Origin of the sequence: Citrobacter sp. CK194, from assembly GCF_030333395.1 — a bacterium.
Classification (GTDB): domain Bacteria; phylum Pseudomonadota; class Gammaproteobacteria; order Enterobacterales; family Enterobacteriaceae; genus Citrobacter_B; species Citrobacter_B koseri.
In genome coordinates, this window is record NZ_JAOWGA010000019.1 from 1,205,929 (window position 1) to 1,224,396 (window position 18,468).

16 protein-coding genes are annotated in these 18,468 nt (G+C 53.6%); 5 read left to right on the plus strand and 11 right to left on the minus strand.

All coding sequences use genetic code 11. From position 1 onward, the window contains the following. Positions 1 to 102: 102 nt before the first annotated feature. Together OGX80_RS21740 and OGX80_RS21745 are read right to left on the minus strand one after the other, a co-directional pair. Positions 103 to 1,497 (minus strand): NarK family nitrate/nitrite MFS transporter, encoded by a 1,395-nt coding sequence (locus OGX80_RS21740; RefSeq protein ID WP_012132378.1) that lies wholly within the window; start codon positions 1,495 to 1,497, stop codon positions 103 to 105. Positions 1,498 to 1,712: 215 nt separating this feature from the next. Then, positions 1,713 to 2,291 (minus strand): TetR family transcriptional regulator, encoded by a 579-nt coding sequence (locus OGX80_RS21745; protein WP_058669179.1) that lies wholly within the window; start codon positions 2,289 to 2,291, stop codon positions 1,713 to 1,715. A gap of 118 nt (positions 2,292 to 2,409) precedes the next feature. Between OGX80_RS21745 and OGX80_RS21750 the strand changes: the two genes are divergently transcribed. Beyond that, the gene (locus tag OGX80_RS21750) at positions 2,410 to 3,897 is read left to right on the plus strand and encodes an MFS transporter (RefSeq protein WP_104868661.1); all 1,488 of its coding nucleotides are present in this window, start codon (positions 2,410 to 2,412) and stop codon (positions 3,895 to 3,897) included. Position 3,898: 1 nt separating this feature from the next. On the opposite strand, the gene OGX80_RS21755 is transcribed toward OGX80_RS21750, so the two are convergent. The 3 genes from OGX80_RS21755 to yddG form a co-directional block, all read right to left on the minus strand. Then, a complete protein-coding gene (locus OGX80_RS21755; protein ID WP_047463656.1) occupies positions 3,899 to 4,339 on the minus strand; it encodes a GFA family protein in 441 nt (146 codons plus the stop codon). Positions 4,340 to 4,424: 85 nt separating this feature from the next. Beyond that, complete coding sequence (ompD, locus tag OGX80_RS21760) at positions 4,425 to 5,498, minus strand: porin OmpD (protein WP_012132382.1); 1,074 nt, start codon at positions 5,496 to 5,498, stop codon at positions 4,425 to 4,427. 568 nt (positions 5,499 to 6,066) lie between these two features. After that, positions 6,067 to 6,948, minus strand: coding sequence for an aromatic amino acid efflux DMT transporter YddG (yddG, locus tag OGX80_RS21765; RefSeq protein WP_012132385.1), 882 nt, complete (start codon positions 6,946 to 6,948; stop codon positions 6,067 to 6,069). A 233-nt stretch (positions 6,949 to 7,181) separates the two neighbouring features. Between yddG and fdnG the strand changes: the two genes are divergently transcribed. From fdnG to fdnI, 3 genes are read left to right on the plus strand one after another with little or no spacing between them, the layout of a single operon-like run. Further along, on the plus strand, positions 7,182 to 10,229 hold the full coding sequence (gene fdnG, locus OGX80_RS21770; protein WP_077956900.1) for a formate dehydrogenase-N subunit alpha: 3,048 nt from the start codon (positions 7,182 to 7,184) through the stop codon (positions 10,227 to 10,229). A gap of 13 nt (positions 10,230 to 10,242) precedes the next feature. Continuing rightward, positions 10,243 to 11,127 carry a formate dehydrogenase subunit beta gene (gene fdxH / locus OGX80_RS21775; protein ID WP_012132387.1) on the plus strand — a complete coding sequence of 295 codons (885 nt, stop codon included), beginning with the start codon at positions 10,243 to 10,245 and terminating at the stop codon, positions 11,125 to 11,127. Beyond that, positions 11,120 to 11,776, plus strand: a complete 657-nt coding sequence (gene fdnI / locus OGX80_RS21780; protein WP_012132388.1) for a formate dehydrogenase-N subunit gamma — start codon at positions 11,120 to 11,122, stop codon at positions 11,774 to 11,776. Before fdxH ends, fdnI begins: the two co-directional genes overlap by 8 nt. 137 nt (positions 11,777 to 11,913) lie before the next feature. Here the strand turns inward: fdnI and maeA are convergent, their stop codons facing one another. Together maeA and sra are read right to left on the minus strand one after the other, a co-directional pair. Then, positions 11,914 to 13,611, minus strand: a complete 1,698-nt coding sequence (gene maeA, locus OGX80_RS21785; RefSeq protein WP_012132390.1) for a malate dehydrogenase — start codon at positions 13,609 to 13,611, stop codon at positions 11,914 to 11,916. Positions 13,612 to 13,784: 173 nt separating this feature from the next. Beyond that, positions 13,785 to 13,928: a stationary-phase-induced ribosome-associated protein gene (gene sra, locus OGX80_RS21790; RefSeq protein WP_024130331.1), complete on the minus strand. Its 144-nt coding sequence runs from the start codon at positions 13,926 to 13,928 to the stop codon at positions 13,785 to 13,787. A 169-nt stretch (positions 13,929 to 14,097) separates the two neighbouring features. On the opposite strand from sra, the gene osmC reads away from it, so the two are divergent. Continuing rightward, complete coding sequence (gene osmC / locus OGX80_RS21795) at positions 14,098 to 14,529, plus strand: peroxiredoxin OsmC (RefSeq protein WP_115181637.1); 432 nt, start codon at positions 14,098 to 14,100, stop codon at positions 14,527 to 14,529. A 102-nt stretch (positions 14,530 to 14,631) separates the two neighbouring features. Here the strand turns inward: osmC and OGX80_RS21800 are convergent, their stop codons facing one another. The 4 genes from OGX80_RS21800 to OGX80_RS21815 are packed head-to-tail and all read right to left on the minus strand — an operon-like array spanning position 14,632 to position 18,467. After that, complete coding sequence (locus OGX80_RS21800; protein WP_047463662.1) at positions 14,632 to 15,576, minus strand: oligopeptide/dipeptide ABC transporter ATP-binding protein; 945 nt, start codon at positions 15,574 to 15,576, stop codon at positions 14,632 to 14,634. Continuing rightward, entirely contained in the window at positions 15,569 to 16,555 is a 987-nt protein-coding gene (locus OGX80_RS21805) for an ABC transporter ATP-binding protein (RefSeq protein ID WP_115181638.1), read from the minus strand. Before OGX80_RS21805 ends, OGX80_RS21800 begins: the two co-directional genes overlap by 8 nt. After that, positions 16,552 to 17,448: a D,D-dipeptide ABC transporter permease gene (gene ddpC, locus OGX80_RS21810; protein WP_115181639.1), complete on the minus strand. Its 897-nt coding sequence runs from the start codon at positions 17,446 to 17,448 to the stop codon at positions 16,552 to 16,554. Before ddpC ends, OGX80_RS21805 begins: the two co-directional genes overlap by 4 nt. Beyond that, the gene (locus OGX80_RS21815) at positions 17,445 to 18,467 is read right to left on the minus strand and encodes an ABC transporter permease (RefSeq protein ID WP_012132396.1); all 1,023 of its coding nucleotides are present in this window, start codon (positions 18,465 to 18,467) and stop codon (positions 17,445 to 17,447) included. The genes ddpC and OGX80_RS21815 overlap by 4 nt, the downstream gene beginning before the upstream one ends. Between the last annotated feature and the right edge of the window lies 1 nt (position 18,468).

Here is an 18,468-nt window from a genome sequence, read left to right on the forward strand (position 1 = left end):
GTGTCAGGCGGTCTTGTAGGCCGGATAAGGCGCTGCGCGATTGCCTGATGGCGACGCCCGGTGTCTTATCCGGCCTACGTCCGAACCTGTGATGAATATGTTTTATTTTTTTGTTGCTGCCGGTTTACGGCGACCATAAACCAGCCAGGTCACCAGTACGCAAACGATGTAAAACACCAGAAAGATTTTCATTGCGCCAACCGGCGAGCCGGTTAACGCCAGAGAAGAACCAAAAGCTTTAGGGATAAAGAAACCGCCGACTGCGCCAATCGCAGAGATAAAACCGAGGGCGGCAGCCGTATCGGTCACGGCTTCACGCTGGGCCTGCGCATCTGAGCCGCCGCGCAGTTTCACTCTGTAGATCGTGATCTGGCGGAAAATGACCGCAATCATCTGGAAGGTCGAGCCGCTTCCCAGGCCCGCCGTCAGGAAAAGCCCCATAAACACCAGATAGAAGGCGATAAAACTTCCTGAGCCGGAGCCCGGTAATGTCAGAAACAGCAGGGCGGTAAACAGCGCCATGAAAACGAAGTTAATCAGCGTGACGCGAACGCCGCCGAACTTGTCAGAAATAACGCCGCCCGCAGAACGCGCAAGCGCGCCGATAAACGGGCCAAAGAAGGCCAGTTGCAGAATATTGACGTCGGGAAACTGGGTTTTCGCCAGCATGGCGAATCCTGCGGAGAAACCGATAAAAGAACCGAAGGTGGCGAGATAGAGCAGGCTGAGCAGCCAAAGGTGAAAGCGTTTCAGCACCGGCAGTTGAGACGCGACAGAGGCTTTTGAACTGGCGATATCATTCATCCCGGTCCAGGCTGCTAGGGTCGCGATAAGCAATAACGGCACCCAGATCCACGCGGCGTTCGTCAGCGAAAGCAGCGAGCCATCGGGCTGCGGCACGCCCTGTACGCCCAGAAAAGTGAACATGGGCAGAAAAATCACCAGCGGGGCGACAAGTTGCATCACGCTGACGCCAAGGTTGCCTAAACCGCCGTTCACGCCGAGGGCGCTACCTTGCTTTGCTTTCGGGAAGAAAAAGCTGATGTTGCCCATACTGGAGGCAAAGTTAGCGCCAGCAAAACCGCACAGCAGCGCAATGATAATAAATACTCCAAAAGGGGTGGATGTGTTTTGCACCGCAAAACCGAGCCAGATACAGGGAATAATCAGAATAACTGTGCTAAAAATCGTCCAGCGACGCCCGCCAAATATAGGTACCATAAAGGAGTAGGGCACGCGTAATATAGCCCCGGACAGCGAAGGTAAAGCGGTTAATAAAAAGAGCTGGTCAGTGGTGAAATTAAAACCAATTTTATTCAAATTAACGGCGACGGCGCTAAATAACATCCAGACGCAGAATGCGAGCAATAAACAAGCCACTGATATCCAAAGATTTCTTCGGGCAATGTGTTTACCTTTGTTTTCCCAGAAAGCGGGTTGTTCTGGCCTCCAGTCACTCAAAAGATAACGATTATTTTTCTCATTTTGTAGCGCCATATTGCCCTCACACGCACACGTCGTTCATGAAAAAAAAGAAATAAGTCCAGGAAGGGCGCGCGGGCCCTTTTTAGAATTTATTGAAGACTTTTAAGAATATTGATTGAAAGGATAGATAAAAAAGCGAGACCACGAGGAGTGAAGGGCGGTTAATAAGTTGCTTAAGTGTTACCAAATGTAAACACAAAAGATGCATTGTTAAGTGGCGTATAACATCAGCGAAATAACTCCAGCGTAATCATGCGGTCCAGATGCTGCTGGTAGGCAGGGTCGGTCATTTCAGGCATACCAAGGGCGTACATGCCGTCCAGCCCGCAGGCTAATGCGATTAATCGCCAGGCGACATCAGCGGCGGCTGAGGCCAATGAAAATTCTCCTGCTTCCTGACCGCCTTCAATGATGGCGGTCGTTTCTTCATGCCACATTTGCATGGTCAGCAGGTAGGCACTTTTAATTTCCGGGTCGTTATCCGCCAGGATCTGCGCTTCCCGCCAGAGTTTAATGTAGGGCTCTAATCCGCCATCGTCACTCCCCAGCATGGCGTGCAGCCGCATGCGCCAGGTGCAGTGCTCGGGCACCAGGCTGGCATCCAGCAAGGTGCGAATCAGACGAACGAATACCTGAGATTTAAGCTCGCCCGAACTGCTGAAATGGTGGTGGAGTTGCCCGGTCGCGACGCCGGCTTCCTGCGCGATTCGCCTTACCGTCATGCCGCTCAATCCCTCTTCCAGCGCGACGCGCATTGCCGCTTGCAGGATCACCTCACGGCGCTCATCCCGATTCAGATAACTCATGGCTTTCTCCCATTTTCGCAGTTGGCGCAGTGTAACAAAAAGCTGGACATGTGTTCAACTTTCCGTAGGATCGCGAGAGTTGAACATGTGTTCAGTTTTTGCTTTCAAAGGACGTTTTATGTTTCGTCAGTGGTTAACGTTAATGATTATTGTACTGGTCTACATCCCTGTTGCGATTGATGCAACGGTGCTGCACGTTGCCGCACCCACGCTGAGCATGACGTTGGGCGCCAGTGGCAACGAGCTGTTGTGGATCATTGATATTTATTCTCTGGTGATGGCAGGGATGGTATTGCCGATGGGCGCGCTGGGCGATCGAATCGGCTTTAAACGCCTGCTGTTGCTGGGGGGAGGCTTATTCGGTCTTGCGTCGCTGGCGGCAGCGTTCGCCCACAGCGCCAGTTGGCTGATCGCTACCCGCGCGATTCTGGCTATCGGCGCGGCGATGATTGTTCCGGCGACGCTGGCCGGTATCCGCGCCACGTTTTCTGAGGCCCGTCACCGTAATATGGCGCTTGGCGTCTGGGCGGCCGTAGGGTCGGGCGGCGCCGCGTTCGGCCCGCTGGTCGGCGGTATGTTACTGGAGCACTTTTACTGGGGATCGGTCTTCCTGATCAATGTGCCCATTGTCCTGGTGGTGATGGCGTTAACGGCGCGCTTTGTGCCTCGCCAGTCCGGTCGCCGCGATCAGCCATTGAACTTTAGCCATGCGGTCATGCTGATTATCGCCATCCTGCTGCTGGTATACAGCGCGAAAACCGCGCTGAAAGGGCAACTGGCCAGCGGCGTTATCGCCCTGACGCTGATGATCGGCGCGCTGTTGTTGGGCATATTTATCCGCACGCAGCTCGCCGCAGCGCGCCCGATGATCGATATGCGTCTGTTTACGCATCGCATCATTCTGAGCGGCGTTGTGATGGCGATGACGGCGATGATCACGCTGGTCGGCTTCGAGTTGCTGATGGCGCAGGAGCTTCAGTTTGTTCATGGCTTAACGCCGTATGAAGCAGGGCTGTTTATGCTGCCGGTGATGCTCGCAAGTGGATTCAGCGGCCCCCTTGCCGGGATGCTGGTTTCACGACTGGGATTGCGAACAGTGGCGACTGGCGGCATGGCGCTAAGCGCGCTGAGCTTTTATGGCCTGGCAATGACGGATTTCAGCACGCAGCAATGGCAGGCCTGGTGCCTGATGGCGCTGCTGGGTTTTAGCGCCGCCAGCGCGTTGCTCGCCTCTACCGCCGCCATTATGGCCGCCGCGCCCGCAGAAAAAGCGGCGGCGGCCGGGGCGATAGAAACCATGGCCTATGAACTGGGCGCCGGGCTTGGCATTGCAATCTTTGGTTTGTTGTTAAGCCGCAGCTTTTCCGCATCTATCCTGCTTCCTTCCGGCCTGAACGCAGAGGAAATCGAACGCGCATCGTCGTCAATGGGAGAAGCGGTACAGCTGGCGGATACGCTCTCGCCTTCACTTGGTGAGGCGATACTGGACGCCGCCAGACAGGCGTTTACCTGGTCGCACAGCGTGGCGCTGAGCAGTGCCGGAAGCATGTTAATTCTGTTAGCAGTAGGGATGTGGTTTAGTCTGGCAAAAGTAAAACGCGGCTAACCTAATGTGCTAATTGACAGGGGTAATCCATCGCTTCGATCTCTTTACCGCTCAGGCGAGCGTATTGCCCCGTCAACCGCCAGAACGCAGGTTGCGTTTCGGTATAGATTTCGGCTGCCAGGATCAGACGACGCCGTTCATCTTCGGTTAATTCCAACAGCGTCCAGGGCATAAAATAGCGGTCGCTTTCCGTCAGCCGGAACCACAGCGGACACCCACAACCTGAACAGAAGTAGCGTTCGCCACGCGAAGAAGAAGAGAAGTGAGAGGGCTCTGGTGAATGGGGAGCCATAAGCGGACGACCGCAGGCTTCCAGGTACATCGCAATACCACCAGACCATTTTTGACACAGCGTGCAGTGACAGGCATAAACATCGAGCATTTCAACGTCAACGGTAAAATGACTCTGCCCACAGAGGCAACGTCCTGTGAACGTTTGCACGGCATACTCCTTATGACCGAGGCATACAAAACAAGATAAAAAGCCAGCCCGCTATGGACTGGCTTAGAATTACGCTACAACAGACTTAGAACTGGTAGTTCAGACCAACAGCAACCACGTTGTCAGTGCTCACACGAGCATCTTTAGTGAAGTTGGTATCGTCCAGCAGGTTGATTTTGTAATCAACGAAGGTAGACATGTTTTTATTGAAGTAGTAGGTCGCACCTAAATCAATGTATTCAACCAGATCCTGGTCGCCCCAGCTACCGATGTCTTTACCTTTGGATTTCAGGTAAGCGATGGACGGACGCAGACCGAAGTCGAACTGGTACTGAGCAACAGCTTCAAAGTTCTGAGTCTTGTTAGCAATATGATCGTCACCGAAAGTGGTCATGTTCAGCGTTTCAGAGTAAGTTGCAGCCAAATAGATGTCGTTTGCATCATATTTCAGACCTGCTGCCCATACTTCTGCATTTTTACCGTTAGCGTTAAAATTGCTTGCTGCATTGACTTGTTTGTCAGTACGGTCAGATTTCGCATAGGTAGCACCTACACCGAAGCCTTCGTATTCATAAGTTGCAGACAGACCGAAACCATCACCATTAGCTTCTTGAACACCGTCACGGTCGTTTTTGCCCTGGTACTGAGCAGCAAAGTTCAGACCTTCAACCAGACCGAAGAAGTCAGTATTACGGTAAGTTGCAACGCCGGTAGTACGGCCAGTCATGAACACGTCAGTCTGGGTCCAGGTATCGCCACCGAACTCAGGCAGAACGTCGGTCCATGCGCCGATGTCATATGCAACACCGTAGTTACGACCGTAATCGAAGGAACCAAATTCAGCGAATTTCAGGCCTGCAAATGCCAGACGAGTTTTGTCTTTGTCAGAACCCTGGTTTTCAGAACGGTTGCCTTTAAATTCATATTCCCACTGGCCGAAACCGGTCAGTTGGTCGTTAATCTGAGTTTCACCTTTGAAGCCCAGACGCGCATAAGTTTTATCACCATCACTACCGGTATCATCAGAGAAGTAATGCTGAGCGTGAACTTTACCGTACAGGTCCAGTTTGTTGCCGTCTTTGTTATATACCTCAGCTGCGTTTACCGCACCTGCTGCCAACAGGGTAGTCACTGCCACTGCAACTAATTTAAGTTTCATTTTAATTAATCCTTATAATTTTCTTAGCGTGTTTCCTAAACCATTTCTAAACGAGGCCGCTTGTCAATGGCAGACTATTTTTAATAGACGTCGTGGTACTAATTCAATAATAAGTTTCATAAGATTACAAATTATTTGAAGTTGTGTGATCCAGATCTACATAATAGATCTCATGGTATTAATTTTAGATGGGTATATCCTGAGATAATATATTTTCAAAAGGAATTGTTTTGCGGGTGATGGTTTTATTGTCTCTAGTCACGCGTGCTGACTATATACGAAAATACAGTTACAAATGAACATAAAATGCTTTATTTTATCAATTGAACATCATAATTTTAACAAAAACAAAACAAGTGATGAAGTATTATACACTCCGTTCGCCATTCATCAGCAACAACAAATTTTCATTTAAATAACTATATGGCAAGAAGCCAGAAAAAAAGCAAATAAGAATTTTCGAAGAAATAACGCCGATCGCAATATTCATTTAACCGAAATTAATACAGCAGGAAGAGAGTCGGGGCAGCCACAGAACTCGAAAGATAATCCGCCCCGACCACTGACTTCAGGCGCGACGCGTCGCTAACCAACAAAGCAGGGAACCCGCACACACCATAACCGCACCTTGCCAGAATGAAAATGACAGCGGCGCGCTTAACAGGACAGCGGCCAGCGCAGATGACAGTACCGGTGTAAAATAGGACCCCACAGCCATAATCGTGACGTTGCCATGCAAAATACCCACGTTCCATGCTGCATAAGCAAATCCTAACGTCAGGGCAGCAGAAAACAGTTTGATAACGACAGGCGTGCTAAAAATCATCTCCGGCTGCGGCGTCAGAAAATAATGTACCCATAAACTTGCAGCAGTGAGGAGGACAAATATCGTAATGCCATTAAACCCTCTGGCATATTTGTTAGTGACGGTACAGTAGGTTGCCCAGATAAACGCGCCGAGAAAAGCGAGAAAATAGCTTAATGGGCTGGTTGCAATATTGCTGATAATTTCATCAGCATGGAGTCCATGTTCACCGCCTAAAACCCAACAGACGCCGGTTAACGCGACAATTAATCCAGGAACAACCAGCCAGGTTGTTTTTTGTCCATTGAACAAAATAGCAAAAAGAATCGTCAGGCTGGGCCATAAATAGTTGACCATGCCGACTTCAATCGCCTGGTGACGCGTTGCTGCATATCCCAGCGAGAGCGCCAGACATATTTCATAACTGACAAACAGTACGCTGCCAGCGATTAAATAACGAACAGGAAAACGACGAATATTGGGGAACCCAACGGTAAAGATGAGCAATAATCCGCTTAGCGAATAAATAGCGGCGGCGCCGCCAACAGGCCCAAGTCCTTCACTTACCCCACGAATAAGCCCGACCATCGTGCTCCAGAGTACGATGGCAATAAGTCCAATTAACGTTGCTTTTTGTGTCGTCATTCTCTCCGTTTATCCCCATTCCTGGTCAAAAAATATCGCTGAAATTTATAGCACTTTTACACCTTCCCGCGCTAATTCATTGTCTTTCTGATACTCCTTTGGTGGTATATAAACTCGACAAAAAGAACTATTTAGTAGCGGAACCGATTCGTTATTGATTTGACGCAAAAAAGTTATGGATATTGCTGTTAGTTTCCTCGCGAAGTTACATCCCTGGAAAAAAGAGGAAAGCAATGGACGTCAGCCGCAGACAATTTTTTAAAATCTGCGCGGGCGGTATGGCGGGAACAACAGTCGCTGCTCTGGGTTTTGCACCCAAAATGGCACTGGCTCAAGCGCGAAATTATAAGCTGTTACGCGCTAAAGAGATCCGAAACACCTGCACATACTGTTCCGTAGGTTGCGGGCTATTAATGTATAGCCTGGGCGATGGAGCAAAAAACGCAAAAGAAGCAATTTATCACATCGAAGGGGACCCGGATCATCCGGTCAGCCGTGGCGCATTGTGTCCGAAGGGCGCAGGTTTGCTGGACTATGTACACAGTGAAAACCGCTTGCGTTACCCGGAGTATCGCGCGCCCGGTTCAGATAAATGGCAACGCATTAGCTGGGATGACGCGTTCACCCGCATCGCAAAGCTGATGAAAGCCGACCGTGACGCCAACTTTATTGAAAAGAACGAACAGGGCGTAACGGTAAACCGCTGGCTTTCCACGGGGATGCTTTGCGCCTCCGCCGCCAGTAACGAAACAGGCATGTTGACGCAGAAGTTCGCGCGTTCCCTCGGCATGCTGGCAGTAGACAACCAGGCACGCGTCTGACACGGACCAACGGTAGCAAGTCTTGCTCCAACATTTGGTCGCGGTGCGATGACCAACCACTGGGTTGATATCAAAAACGCCAACGTCGTTATGGTGATGGGCGGTAACGCCGCTGAAGCACATCCGGTGGGATTCCGCTGGGCGATAGAAGCGAAAAACAACAACGACGCCACGCTGATTGTCGTCGATCCACGTTTTACACGTACAGCCTCGGTCGCGGATATTTACGCGCCTATTCGTTCCGGTACAGACATTACCTTCCTGTCCGGCGTACTGCTGTATCTGATTGAAAACAATAAAATCAATGCCGAATACGTTAAGCATTACACCAACGCCAGCCTGCTGGTGCGGGACGATTTTGCTTTCGATGATGGTCTGTTTAGCGGCTACGACGCCAAAAAACGCCAGTATGACAAGTCATCCTGGAACTATCAGTTCGACGAAAACGGCTATGCAAAACGTGATGAGACGCTGAGCCATCCGCGCTGCGTATGGAATCTGCTGAAACAACACGTTTCCCGCTATACGCCAGATGTTGTCGAAAACATCTGCGGTACGCCAAAAGCCGATTTCCTGAAAGTGTGTGAAGTGCTGGCCTCCACCAGCGCCGCCGATCGTACCACTACCTTCCTGTACGCGCTGGGCTGGACGCAACATACCGTTGGTGCGCAGAACATCCGTACGATGGCGATGATCCAGTTGCTGCTCGGCAACATGGGGATGGCAGGCGGCGGCGTCAACGCCTTACGCGGCCACTCTAACATCCAGGGGTTAACGGATTTAGGTCTGCTTTCCACCAGCCTGAGCGGTTATCTGACCCTGCCGTCTGAGAAGCAGGCGGATCTGCAAACCTATCTGAGCGCAAACACGCCGAAGGCCACGCTGGCCGACCAGGTGAACTACTGGGGCAACTATCCGAAGTTCTTCGTCAGTCTGATGAAATCGTTCTACGGCGATGCAGCGCAGAAAGAGAATGACTGGGGCTTTGAATGGCTGCCGAAGTGGGATCAGGCCTACGACGTCATTAAATACTTCAACATGATGGATAGCGGTAAAGTGACCGGCTACATCTGTCAGGGCTTTAACCCGGTTGCGTCCTTCCCGGACAAAAACAAAGTGGTGCAGTCGCTGAGCAAGCTGAAGTACATGGTGGTCATTGACCCGCTGGTGACGGAAACCTCCACGTTCTGGCAGAACCACGGCGAGTCTAACGACGTCGATCCGGCGTCGATCCAGACTGAAGTCTTCCGTCTGCCGTCAACCTGTTTTGCCGAAGAAGATGGCTCTATCGCCAACTCTGGCCGCTGGTTGCAGTGGCACTGGAAAGGTCAGGATGCGCCGGGCGAAGCCCGCAACGACGGCCAAATTCTGGCCGGTATTTACCACCGTCTGCGCGAGATGTATCGCAGCGAAGGGGGGAAAGGCGTTGAACCGCTACTGAAGATGAGCTGGGACTACAAACAGCCGGATCATCCTGAGTCTGAAGAGATTGCGAAAGAGAACAACGGCTACGCGCTGGAAGATCTCTATGACGCCAACGGCGTCCTGCTGGCGAAGAAAGGCCAGTTGCTGAGCAGTTTTGCCCAGTTACGCGATGACGGAACGACGTCGTCCTCCTGCTGGATTTATACCGGCAGCTGGACCGAGCAGGGCAACCAGATGGCTAACCGTGACAACGCCGACCCATCAGGTCTCGGAAATACGTTGGGTTGGGCATGGGCATGGCCGCTGAACCGCCGCGTACTGTATAACCGCGCCTCGGCAGATCCGCAGGGTAAACCGTGGGATCCGAAACGGATGCTGATCCAGTGGAACGGGTCGAAGTGGACGGGGAACGATATCCCGGACTTCAACACCGCCGCACCGGGTAGCGCAACCGGGCCGTTTATCATGCAGCCGGAAGGGCTGGGACGTCTGTTCGCCATCGATAAGCTGGCGGAAGGGCCGTTCCCGGAACACTACGAGCCGATGGAAACGCCGCTGGGTACCAACCCGCTGCACCCGAACGTGATCTCCAGCCCGGTCGTTCGTCTGTACGAAGAAGATGCGCGGCGTATGGGCAAGAAAGATCAGTTCCCGTATGTCGGTACAACCTATCGTCTGACCGAACATTTCCACACCTGGACCAAGCACGCATTGCTGAATGCGATTGCTCAGCCAGAGCAGTTTGTGGAAATCAGCGAAAACCTGGCGGCCTCGAAAGGGATTGCCAACGGCGACGCAGTGAAAGTCAGCAGCAAACGTGGATTTATCCGGGCGGTTGCCGTGGTGACCCGACGTCTGCAAACGCTGAACGTCAATGGTCAGCAGGTTGAAACCGTGGGTATTCCGCTGCACTGGGGCTTTGAAGGGGTTGCGCGTAAAGGCTATATCGCGAACACCCTGACGCCAAATGTCGGTGATTCCAACTCGCAAACGCCGGAATATAAAGCGTTTTTAGTTAACATCGAGAAGGCGTAAGGGAGGCGAACATATGTCTTTGGAAACGCAGGACATCATCAAACGGTCTGCAACAAACCCGATCACGCCGCCTCCCCAGGCGCGTGATTATAAAGCGGAAGTCGCAAAACTGATCGACGTCTCCTCCTGCGTAGGCTGTAAAGCCTGCCAGGTGGCTTGTTCCGAGTGGAATGACATTCGTGACGAGGTAGGTCATTGCGTCGGGGTGTATGACAACCCGGCCGATCTCAGCGCGAAATCCTGGACGGTAATGCGTTTTAGCGAAACTGAACAGAACGGCAAGCTGGAATGGCTGATTCGTAAAGACGGCTGTATGCACTGTGAAGATCCGGGCTGCCTGAAAGCATGCCCGTCTGCCGGCGCGATCATCCAGTACGCTAACGGGATTGTTGATTTCCAGTCCGAACATTGTATTGGCTGTGGCTACTGCATCGCCGGGTGTCCATTTAATGTTCCGCGCCTCAATAAAGAGGACAACCGCGTCTATAAATGTACGCTGTGTGTGGATCGCGTCAGTATCGGTCAGGAACCGGCTTGCGTGAAAACTTGCCCGACCGGGGCAATCCATTTCGGCACCAAGAAAGAGATGCTGGAGATGGGGGAGCAGCGCGTGGAGAAACTCAAAGCGCGCGGTTTCGAACATGCCGGTGTTTACAACCCACAAGGTGTGGGCGGTACGCACGTCATGTACGTTCTGCATCACGCGAACCAGCCGGAGCTGTATCACGGCTTACCGAAAGATCCACAGATTGATACCTCTATCAACTTGTGGAAAGGGGCGCTGAAACCTCTGGCTGCCGCCGGGTTTATCGCCACCTTCGCCGGGCTTATCTATCACTACATTGGTATTGGCCCGAACAAGGAAGTGGACGATGAAGAGGAGGACCATCATGAGTAAGTCGAAAATGATTGTGCGCACGAAATTTATCGATCGCGCCTGTCACTGGACGGTGGTGATTTGCTTCTTCCTGGTGTCGCTGTCGGGAATTGCGTTTTTCTTCCCGACGCTGCAATGGCTGACGCAAACCTTCGGGACGCCGCAGATGGGGCGTATTTTGCACCCGTTTTTCGGCGTAGCGATTTTTGTCGCACTGATGTTCATGTTTGTGCGCTTTGTACACCACAACATCCCGGACAAGAAAGATCTTCCGTGGCTGAAAAATATTGTGGAGGTTCTGAAGGGCAATGAACACAAAGTCGCCGATGTCGGTAAGTACAATGCCGGGCAGAAAATGATGTTCTGGTCGATCATGAGCATGATTTTCGTGCTGCTGGTGACGGGCGTGATTATCTGGCGTCCGTACTTTGCGCAGTTCTTCCCGATGCAGGTCGTGCGTTACAGCCTGCTGATCCATGCGGCGGCAGGCATCATCCTGATGCACGCCATCCTCATCCATATGTATATGGCATTCTGGGTGAAAGGATCGATTAAAGGGATGATCGAAGGTAAGGTGAGTCGTCGCTGGGCGAAGAAACACCACCCGCGCTGGTATCGCGACGTCGAGAAGGTCGAAGCGAAAAAGGAAAGCAAAGAGGGATTACAATAACCCGCTTTCAAAAGACAAAAGCGCTACGTCTGTAGCGCTTTTTTTTTGCCAACAGAATGCCGGATGGCGCTGCGCTTATCCGGCCGACAACCGTATAAAACGCAGGCCCGGTAAGCGTAGCGCCACCGGGCAAACACTCAGATAGAGGTACGGCGGTAATCGCGGTATTCCGCTTGCCAGAAATTCTCGTCGATGGCTTGCTGTAGCGCTTCTGCGGACGTTTTTACCGCCACGCCCTGTTGCTGCGCCATTTTACCCACGGCAAAGGCAATCGCTCGCGACACGGTCTGAATATCTTTCAGCTCCGGCAATACCAGACCTTCGCCGTTGAGCACCAGCGGAGAGTATTTCGCCAGCGTTTCGCTTGCCGACATCAGCATTTCGTCGGTAATACGCGACGCGCCGGACGCAATCACGCCCAGGCCGATCCCCGGGAAGATGTAGGCATTATTACATTGCGCAATAGGGTAAATTTTATCTTTCCAGGCCACCGGCGCGAAAGGACTGCCGGTCGCGACCAGCGCATTACCTTCGGTCCAGGCGATGATGTCCTGAGGCGTGGCTTCAACGCGGGACGTCGGGTTAGACAGCGGCATCACGATCGGACGTGGGCAGTGCTTGTGCATCTCGCGAATGATCTCTTCAGTAAAGAGCCCGGTTTGCCCCGACACGCCAATCAGAATGTCCGGCTTCACGTTGCGCACGACATCAAGCAGGGAGAGCACTTCACTTTCGCTGTCCCAGTGTTGCAGGTTCTCGCGTTTTTGCACCAGCTTCGTCTGGAATGAGAGCAGGTTAGGCATCTGATCAGTCAACAGACCAAAGCGATCCACCATAAACACTTTCTGGCGAGCGGCTTCTTCGCTGAGTCCTTCGCGTTGGGTTTGCGCGATGATCTGTTCAGCAATCCCGCAACCGGCAGAACCCGCGCCAAGGAAGACGATTTTCTGCTCGCTCAACTGGCTGCCCGCCGCACGGCTGGCGGCAATCAGAGTACCGACGGTCACGGCTGCCGTTCCCTGAATATCATCGTTGAAAGAGCAGATTTCATCGCGATAGCGATTAAGCAGCGGCATCGCGTTTTTCTGCGCGAAATCTTCGAATTGCAGCAAGACGTCCGGCCAGCGCTGTTTCACCGCCTGAATAAACTCATCGACGAATTCATAGTATTCGTCATCGGTGATGCGCGGGTTACGCCAGCCCATATAGAGCGGATCGTTCAGCAACTGCTGATTGTTGGTGCCGACGTCCAGTACCACCGGCAGGGTATAGGCCGGGCTGATGCCGCCACAGGCGGTGTACAGCGACAGTTTACCGATTGGAATCCCCATTCCGCCAATGCCCTGGTCGCCAAGACCGAGGATGCGTTCCCCGTCCGTCACCACAATCACTTTGATATTGTGGTTAGGCACGTTTTGCAGGATATCGTCCATGTTGTGGCGGTTCTGATAAGAGATGAACACGCCGCGCGCGCGACGGTAGATCTCAGAGAAGCGCTCACAGGCGGCGCCCACCGTTGGGGTATAGATAACCGGCATCATCTCATCGAGATGGTTTTGCACCAGTCGGTAGAACAGGGTTTCGTTGGTATCCTGAATGTTGCGCAGATAGATATGTTTATCGATTTCCGTTTTGAATCCCTGATACTGGATCCAGGCGCGCTCCGCCTGTTCTTCAATCGATTCGACCACTTCCGGCAGTAACCCCAGCAGGTTGAAGTTACGGCGTTCTTCTATACTGAAAGCGCTTCCTTTATTCAGGAGAGGAAATTCCAGCAGCACAGGGCCAGCGTAAGGAATATAAAGGGAACGCTGTTTCTTGATTTTGGTTTCCATGTCACTCACTCTTTTTCGAATATCCGTTCCTGGTGCTGTTTTATGGGCGTACTTAGGTTTTCACCAGGGCGTCGGGCAAAGAGTATAAAGCATTGTGAATGAATCCAGGCTTTTGTAAGCAAAAACACCATTGCGGTTGCAATGGTGTTTATCGTCATATCAGAACAGGGCGCTTACTTTTGGCTGTCAGCGTGACGTTTTCTGCCAGTAGGGTTGTTGACCACGCTGACTTTGTCGCCTTCGGTCACGAGCTTGCGTTGGTTGGAAATTTTATGGTCCAGTCCAAGAATATGACGAGCCTGACGGTTCGATTTCATTTTAACTCCTCAATCCTGTTGCTAGTTTTAAGGACAAATTCGCAATTGCGAAAGAAACGTAACCCCTTAGGTTGCTGGTACAGCATAGCAGGTTTTCCCCGGAAGGCGACCGAACGCGTGTAACAGAGTTGGTCTATACTTTCTGTTTTGAGCCAACAGGAGAGCAAGAATGACAATCCATAAGAAAGGTCAGGCACACTGGGAAGGCGATATTAAAGGTGGAAAAGGTACGGTATCGACCGAAAGCGGCGTGTTGAATCAACAACCCTATGGCTTTAATACACGCTTTGAAGGCGTAAAAGGGACCAACCCGGAAGAGTTGATCGGCACGGCCCACGCGGCCTGTTTCTCAATGGCGCTTTCGCTGATGCTGGGCGAGGCGGGTTTTACCCCATCGTCAATCGACACGACAGCCGATGTCTCGCTGGATAAAGTCGACGCGGGTTTTGCGATCACGAAAATTGCGTTGCACAGTGAAGTTGCCGTACCTGGCATTGATGCGTCCACCTTTGACGGCATTATTCAGAAAGCGAAAGCCGGGTGCCCGGTTTCGCAGGTGCTGAAAGCAGAAATCACGCTGGATTATCAGTTGACGTCATAACGGCATCAATCTCGACGGCCCGGTGATTGAGCGTCGGGTCGGCTCCACAAAACACTCTGTAGGCCCGGTAAGCGACAGCGCCACCGGGCGATTGTCTGGCTCTTACTCCACCGCTCGCCAGCAGCGAACGTCGCTCTCCGATCCCCGCGTCAATAATGCCTGCGGTTTTTCACAGCCACGGGTTGCCAGCGGACAGCGATCGCGAAAATAACACCCTTGCGGCAGGTGGCGGTTCCCCGGTAATTCCGTTTTGCGCAGCACCAGATCTTCTGCCAGCGGCGCACCCGTTTTCGGCACGGAATCCAGCAACAGCCGGGTATAGGGATGCGCAGGTGTGGTCAACACCTGCTGCGCGTCGCCCAGTTCAACAATTTGCCCGAGATACATCACCGCCACCCGATCGCTCATGTATCGCACAACCGACACGTTGTGTGAAATCAGCACATACGTCAGTTTACGGCGCGTCTGTAGCGCAACCAGCAGATTCAGGATCTGCGCCTGCACGGAGATATCCAGCGCGGAAGTCGGTTCATCAAGCACGATAACGTCCGGCTCTGACGATAAGGCGCGGGCAATGGCGATGCGCTGGCGTTGTCCGCCGGAAAACGCATGGGGAAGCCTGTCAAGGTACTCAGGCCGGATGCCAACCTGTAAGGCCAGTTCCTCCGCCAGCGTCCGCCGCTCGCGTTCGCTGTTATGCTTCTGGAGCCAGACGGGCTCGGTGATAATCCGCCAGACGGGTAATCGGGGGTCCAGCGAAGAGAGCGGGTCCTGAAAGACCATCTGCATCCCGCTGTTGGCACCGGTGCGCGCAACGCCAGGCCGCGAGCACTCGCCGTGGCTGGGTTTTAACATTCCCATCAGCAGTTGCGCCAGCGTACTTTTCCCGCAGCCGGATTCCCCCACGATGCCAAGCGTTTCTCCCTGGCGAATCTGCAAATCCATACCGTTCAGGGCATGTACGCGTTCCGTCACCCGGCCCAACCAGTTTTTACGGGCGGGGAAGGTGATATGGACATCCCGTAACGAGAGCAATATGTCAGACATGCGTCATCTCCTGTTGTGGATACCAGCAGGCGGATTGTTGTTCAGGTTCGCCATGATTCTCCAACTCCGGGACAGCCTCGCACAGCGTCCCGGCGGCAAAACAGCGTTCGCGGAAGGCGCATCCGGTTGGCAGGCAGGTCAGGTTAGGCACCGTCCCTGGAATCGCGGGCAACGGCGCGCGAGGTTCGCCGTGTTCCGGCGAGCATTTCAACAAACCAATGGAATAGGGATGCGTGGGGCGGCGAATAACCGTCTGCGTGGGGCCGCTCTCAATCACGCTTCCGGCGTACATGACATACAGCCGATCGCACAACTGCGATACCACCGCCATATCATGACTGATAAACAGCACCGCAGTACCGCTGGCTCGCGCTTTTAATTTCAGCAAACGCAGAACCTGTAGCTGCACCGTGACGTCCAGCGCGGTAGTGGGTTCGTCAGCAATAATCAGCTCCGGCTCGCAAGAGAATGCCAGCGCGATCATCACCCGCTGGCGCATCCCGCCGGAAAGCTCAAACGGAAATCGCGCCATAACCTGCGCCGCATCGGGAATTTGCATCTCTTCCAGCAGGGCAATGGCTTTCTCCCGCGCCGCCTGGCGACTCACCGCCTGATGATGGCGAATGACTTCCACCATTTGTTGCCCAATGCGCCGGGTGGGATTCAGCGCCGTCATTGGCTCCTGGAAGATCATCGACACGCGCGCGCCGCGCCATTTACGCATCTGCTTTTCGCTGGCATTCAGCACATCCTCGCCCAGCAGCGATACGCGGCCCTGATGAATGTGATAGCTGCCTTCCGGCAGCAGCCGCATTGCCAGCATGGCGGTGACGGATTTACCTGACCCGGACTCGCCGACCACGCCGACGATTTCGCCCCGGTCGATGCGTAACGATACGTGGTTAAGGGCGTGAACATCGGCTTTGTAACCCGGAAAGCTCAGGTGTAAATCCTCAATTTCCAGCACGGGTTGGGTCATGACTGTTTTCCTCCGGCTTTAGGGTCAAGCAGATCGCGAATACCATCGCCAAACAGGTTAAACCCGACGGCGGTAATCAGGATCGCCGCCCCAGGAAAGGCGCAATACCACCACTGGTCGAGGACATAGTTACGACCAATAGCCACCATTGCGCCCCATTCAGCGGTAGGCTGTTGTGCGCCAAGGCCAATAAAGCCCAGCGTGGCGGCCATCAGGATCGCGCTGCCAATATCCAGCGACGCCTGCACGATAAGCGGCGGCAGCGAATTACGTAAGATATGCCAGCTGATAAGGTGCCAGCGAGAAGCGCCATACGTTCGGGCAGCCTGTACATAGGTAAACTGGCGCACGACCAGCGTTTGCCCCCGCGCCAGGCGCACATAAAAAGGAATACGGACAATGGCGATCGCCATCATGGCGTTAAACAGGCTTGGCCCCAGCGCGGCGGCCAGCGCCATCGTCAGCACCAGCGAAGGAATCGACAGCATAATATCCATCAGACGCATAATAATGGCGTCGGCGCGCCCGCCCATGACGCCGGAAAGACAGCCAAGCAAGGAGCCGATTCCACCGGCAATCCCTACGACGACCAGCCCGGCGACAATGGATTGCTGGCTGCCGACCAGTACGCGGCTGAACAGATCGCGTCCCACTTCGTCAGTGCCGAACCAGTGCGTCGCAGAGGGCGCAAGCAGGCGCGCGGTCAAATCGATGGCATTGGGATCGTAAGGCGTTATCCAGGGCGACAGCACCATCAGTAGCAACATCAGGATGATAATCACGCCGCCGGTCAGCGTCAGCGGGCTGCTTTTCATCAGCCAGAAGAGTTTTGCCCAGTCGATCCGGCGGCGGGCGGTCTGCGACGGGGCGGGCGTCTCTTGCGTTAACATCATTCAGCACCTCCGCGACCGATTCGGGGATCGATCCACAAATAGAGTAAATCGACGACCAGGTTTACCAGCACATAAGCCAAAGAGACCACTACGGCGAATCCCATCACCGCCGGAAAATCCAGCGCCTGAATAGAGGTGACCACCCACGCCCCCATTCCCGGCCAGGCAAAGACCGTCTCGGTAAGCACGGCGCCATACAGCAAATCGCCCAGCGCCAGCCCCAGAACGGTAATCGACGGAATCAGGGCGTTAGGCAAGGCATAGCAGAGCACGATGTACCAGCCAGGCAGACCGCTGGCACGCGCGGTGCGAATGTAGTCCTCGCTGAGTTGCTCCAGCATGGCGGAACGAATCTGACGGGCGACAATTCCCAGGTGGACAAACGCCAGAGTCAGCGCCGGTAAAATAAGGTGTTGTAACGCGTTGAAAAAGACCTCGCCATTCCCCTCCAGCAGCGCGTCAATCAGGTAGAACCCGGTGACGTGGGCGGGCGGGTCCAGCCAGTCATCAAGCCTTCCGCCGCCGGGCAGAATTTGCAGATGCCCGTAAAACAGAACAATAACGCCCAGCCCCAGCCAGAACGCCGGGGTGGAAATGCCGGTTATCGCCATCAGCCGCACCAGATGGTCCAGCCAGCGGTTTCGCCAGACGGCGGATAAAATCCCCAGCGGAATCCCGATCACCAACGCCAGCAGCAGGGAACAGAAGGCCAGTTCAAGCGTGGCGGGGAAAAACACGCGCAACTCTTCCATTACCGGGCGGCCAGTGCGTATAGACGTGCCCAGATCACCGTGAAAAACGTCGCTGACATAGCGAAAAAATTGCACATACAGCGGCTGATCCAGCCCCAGCTGCTGGCGAATGTTTTCGACAATCTCATCGCTGGCGCGATCGCCGGCCAGCAGTCGCGCAGGGTCGCCAGGAATCAGGTGAGAAATAATAAACGTAATTACGCAAACACCGGCGACCACCAGAATTAGTCCCCAGCATCGCTGGCGTAAAATGCTCCAGAACGTCATA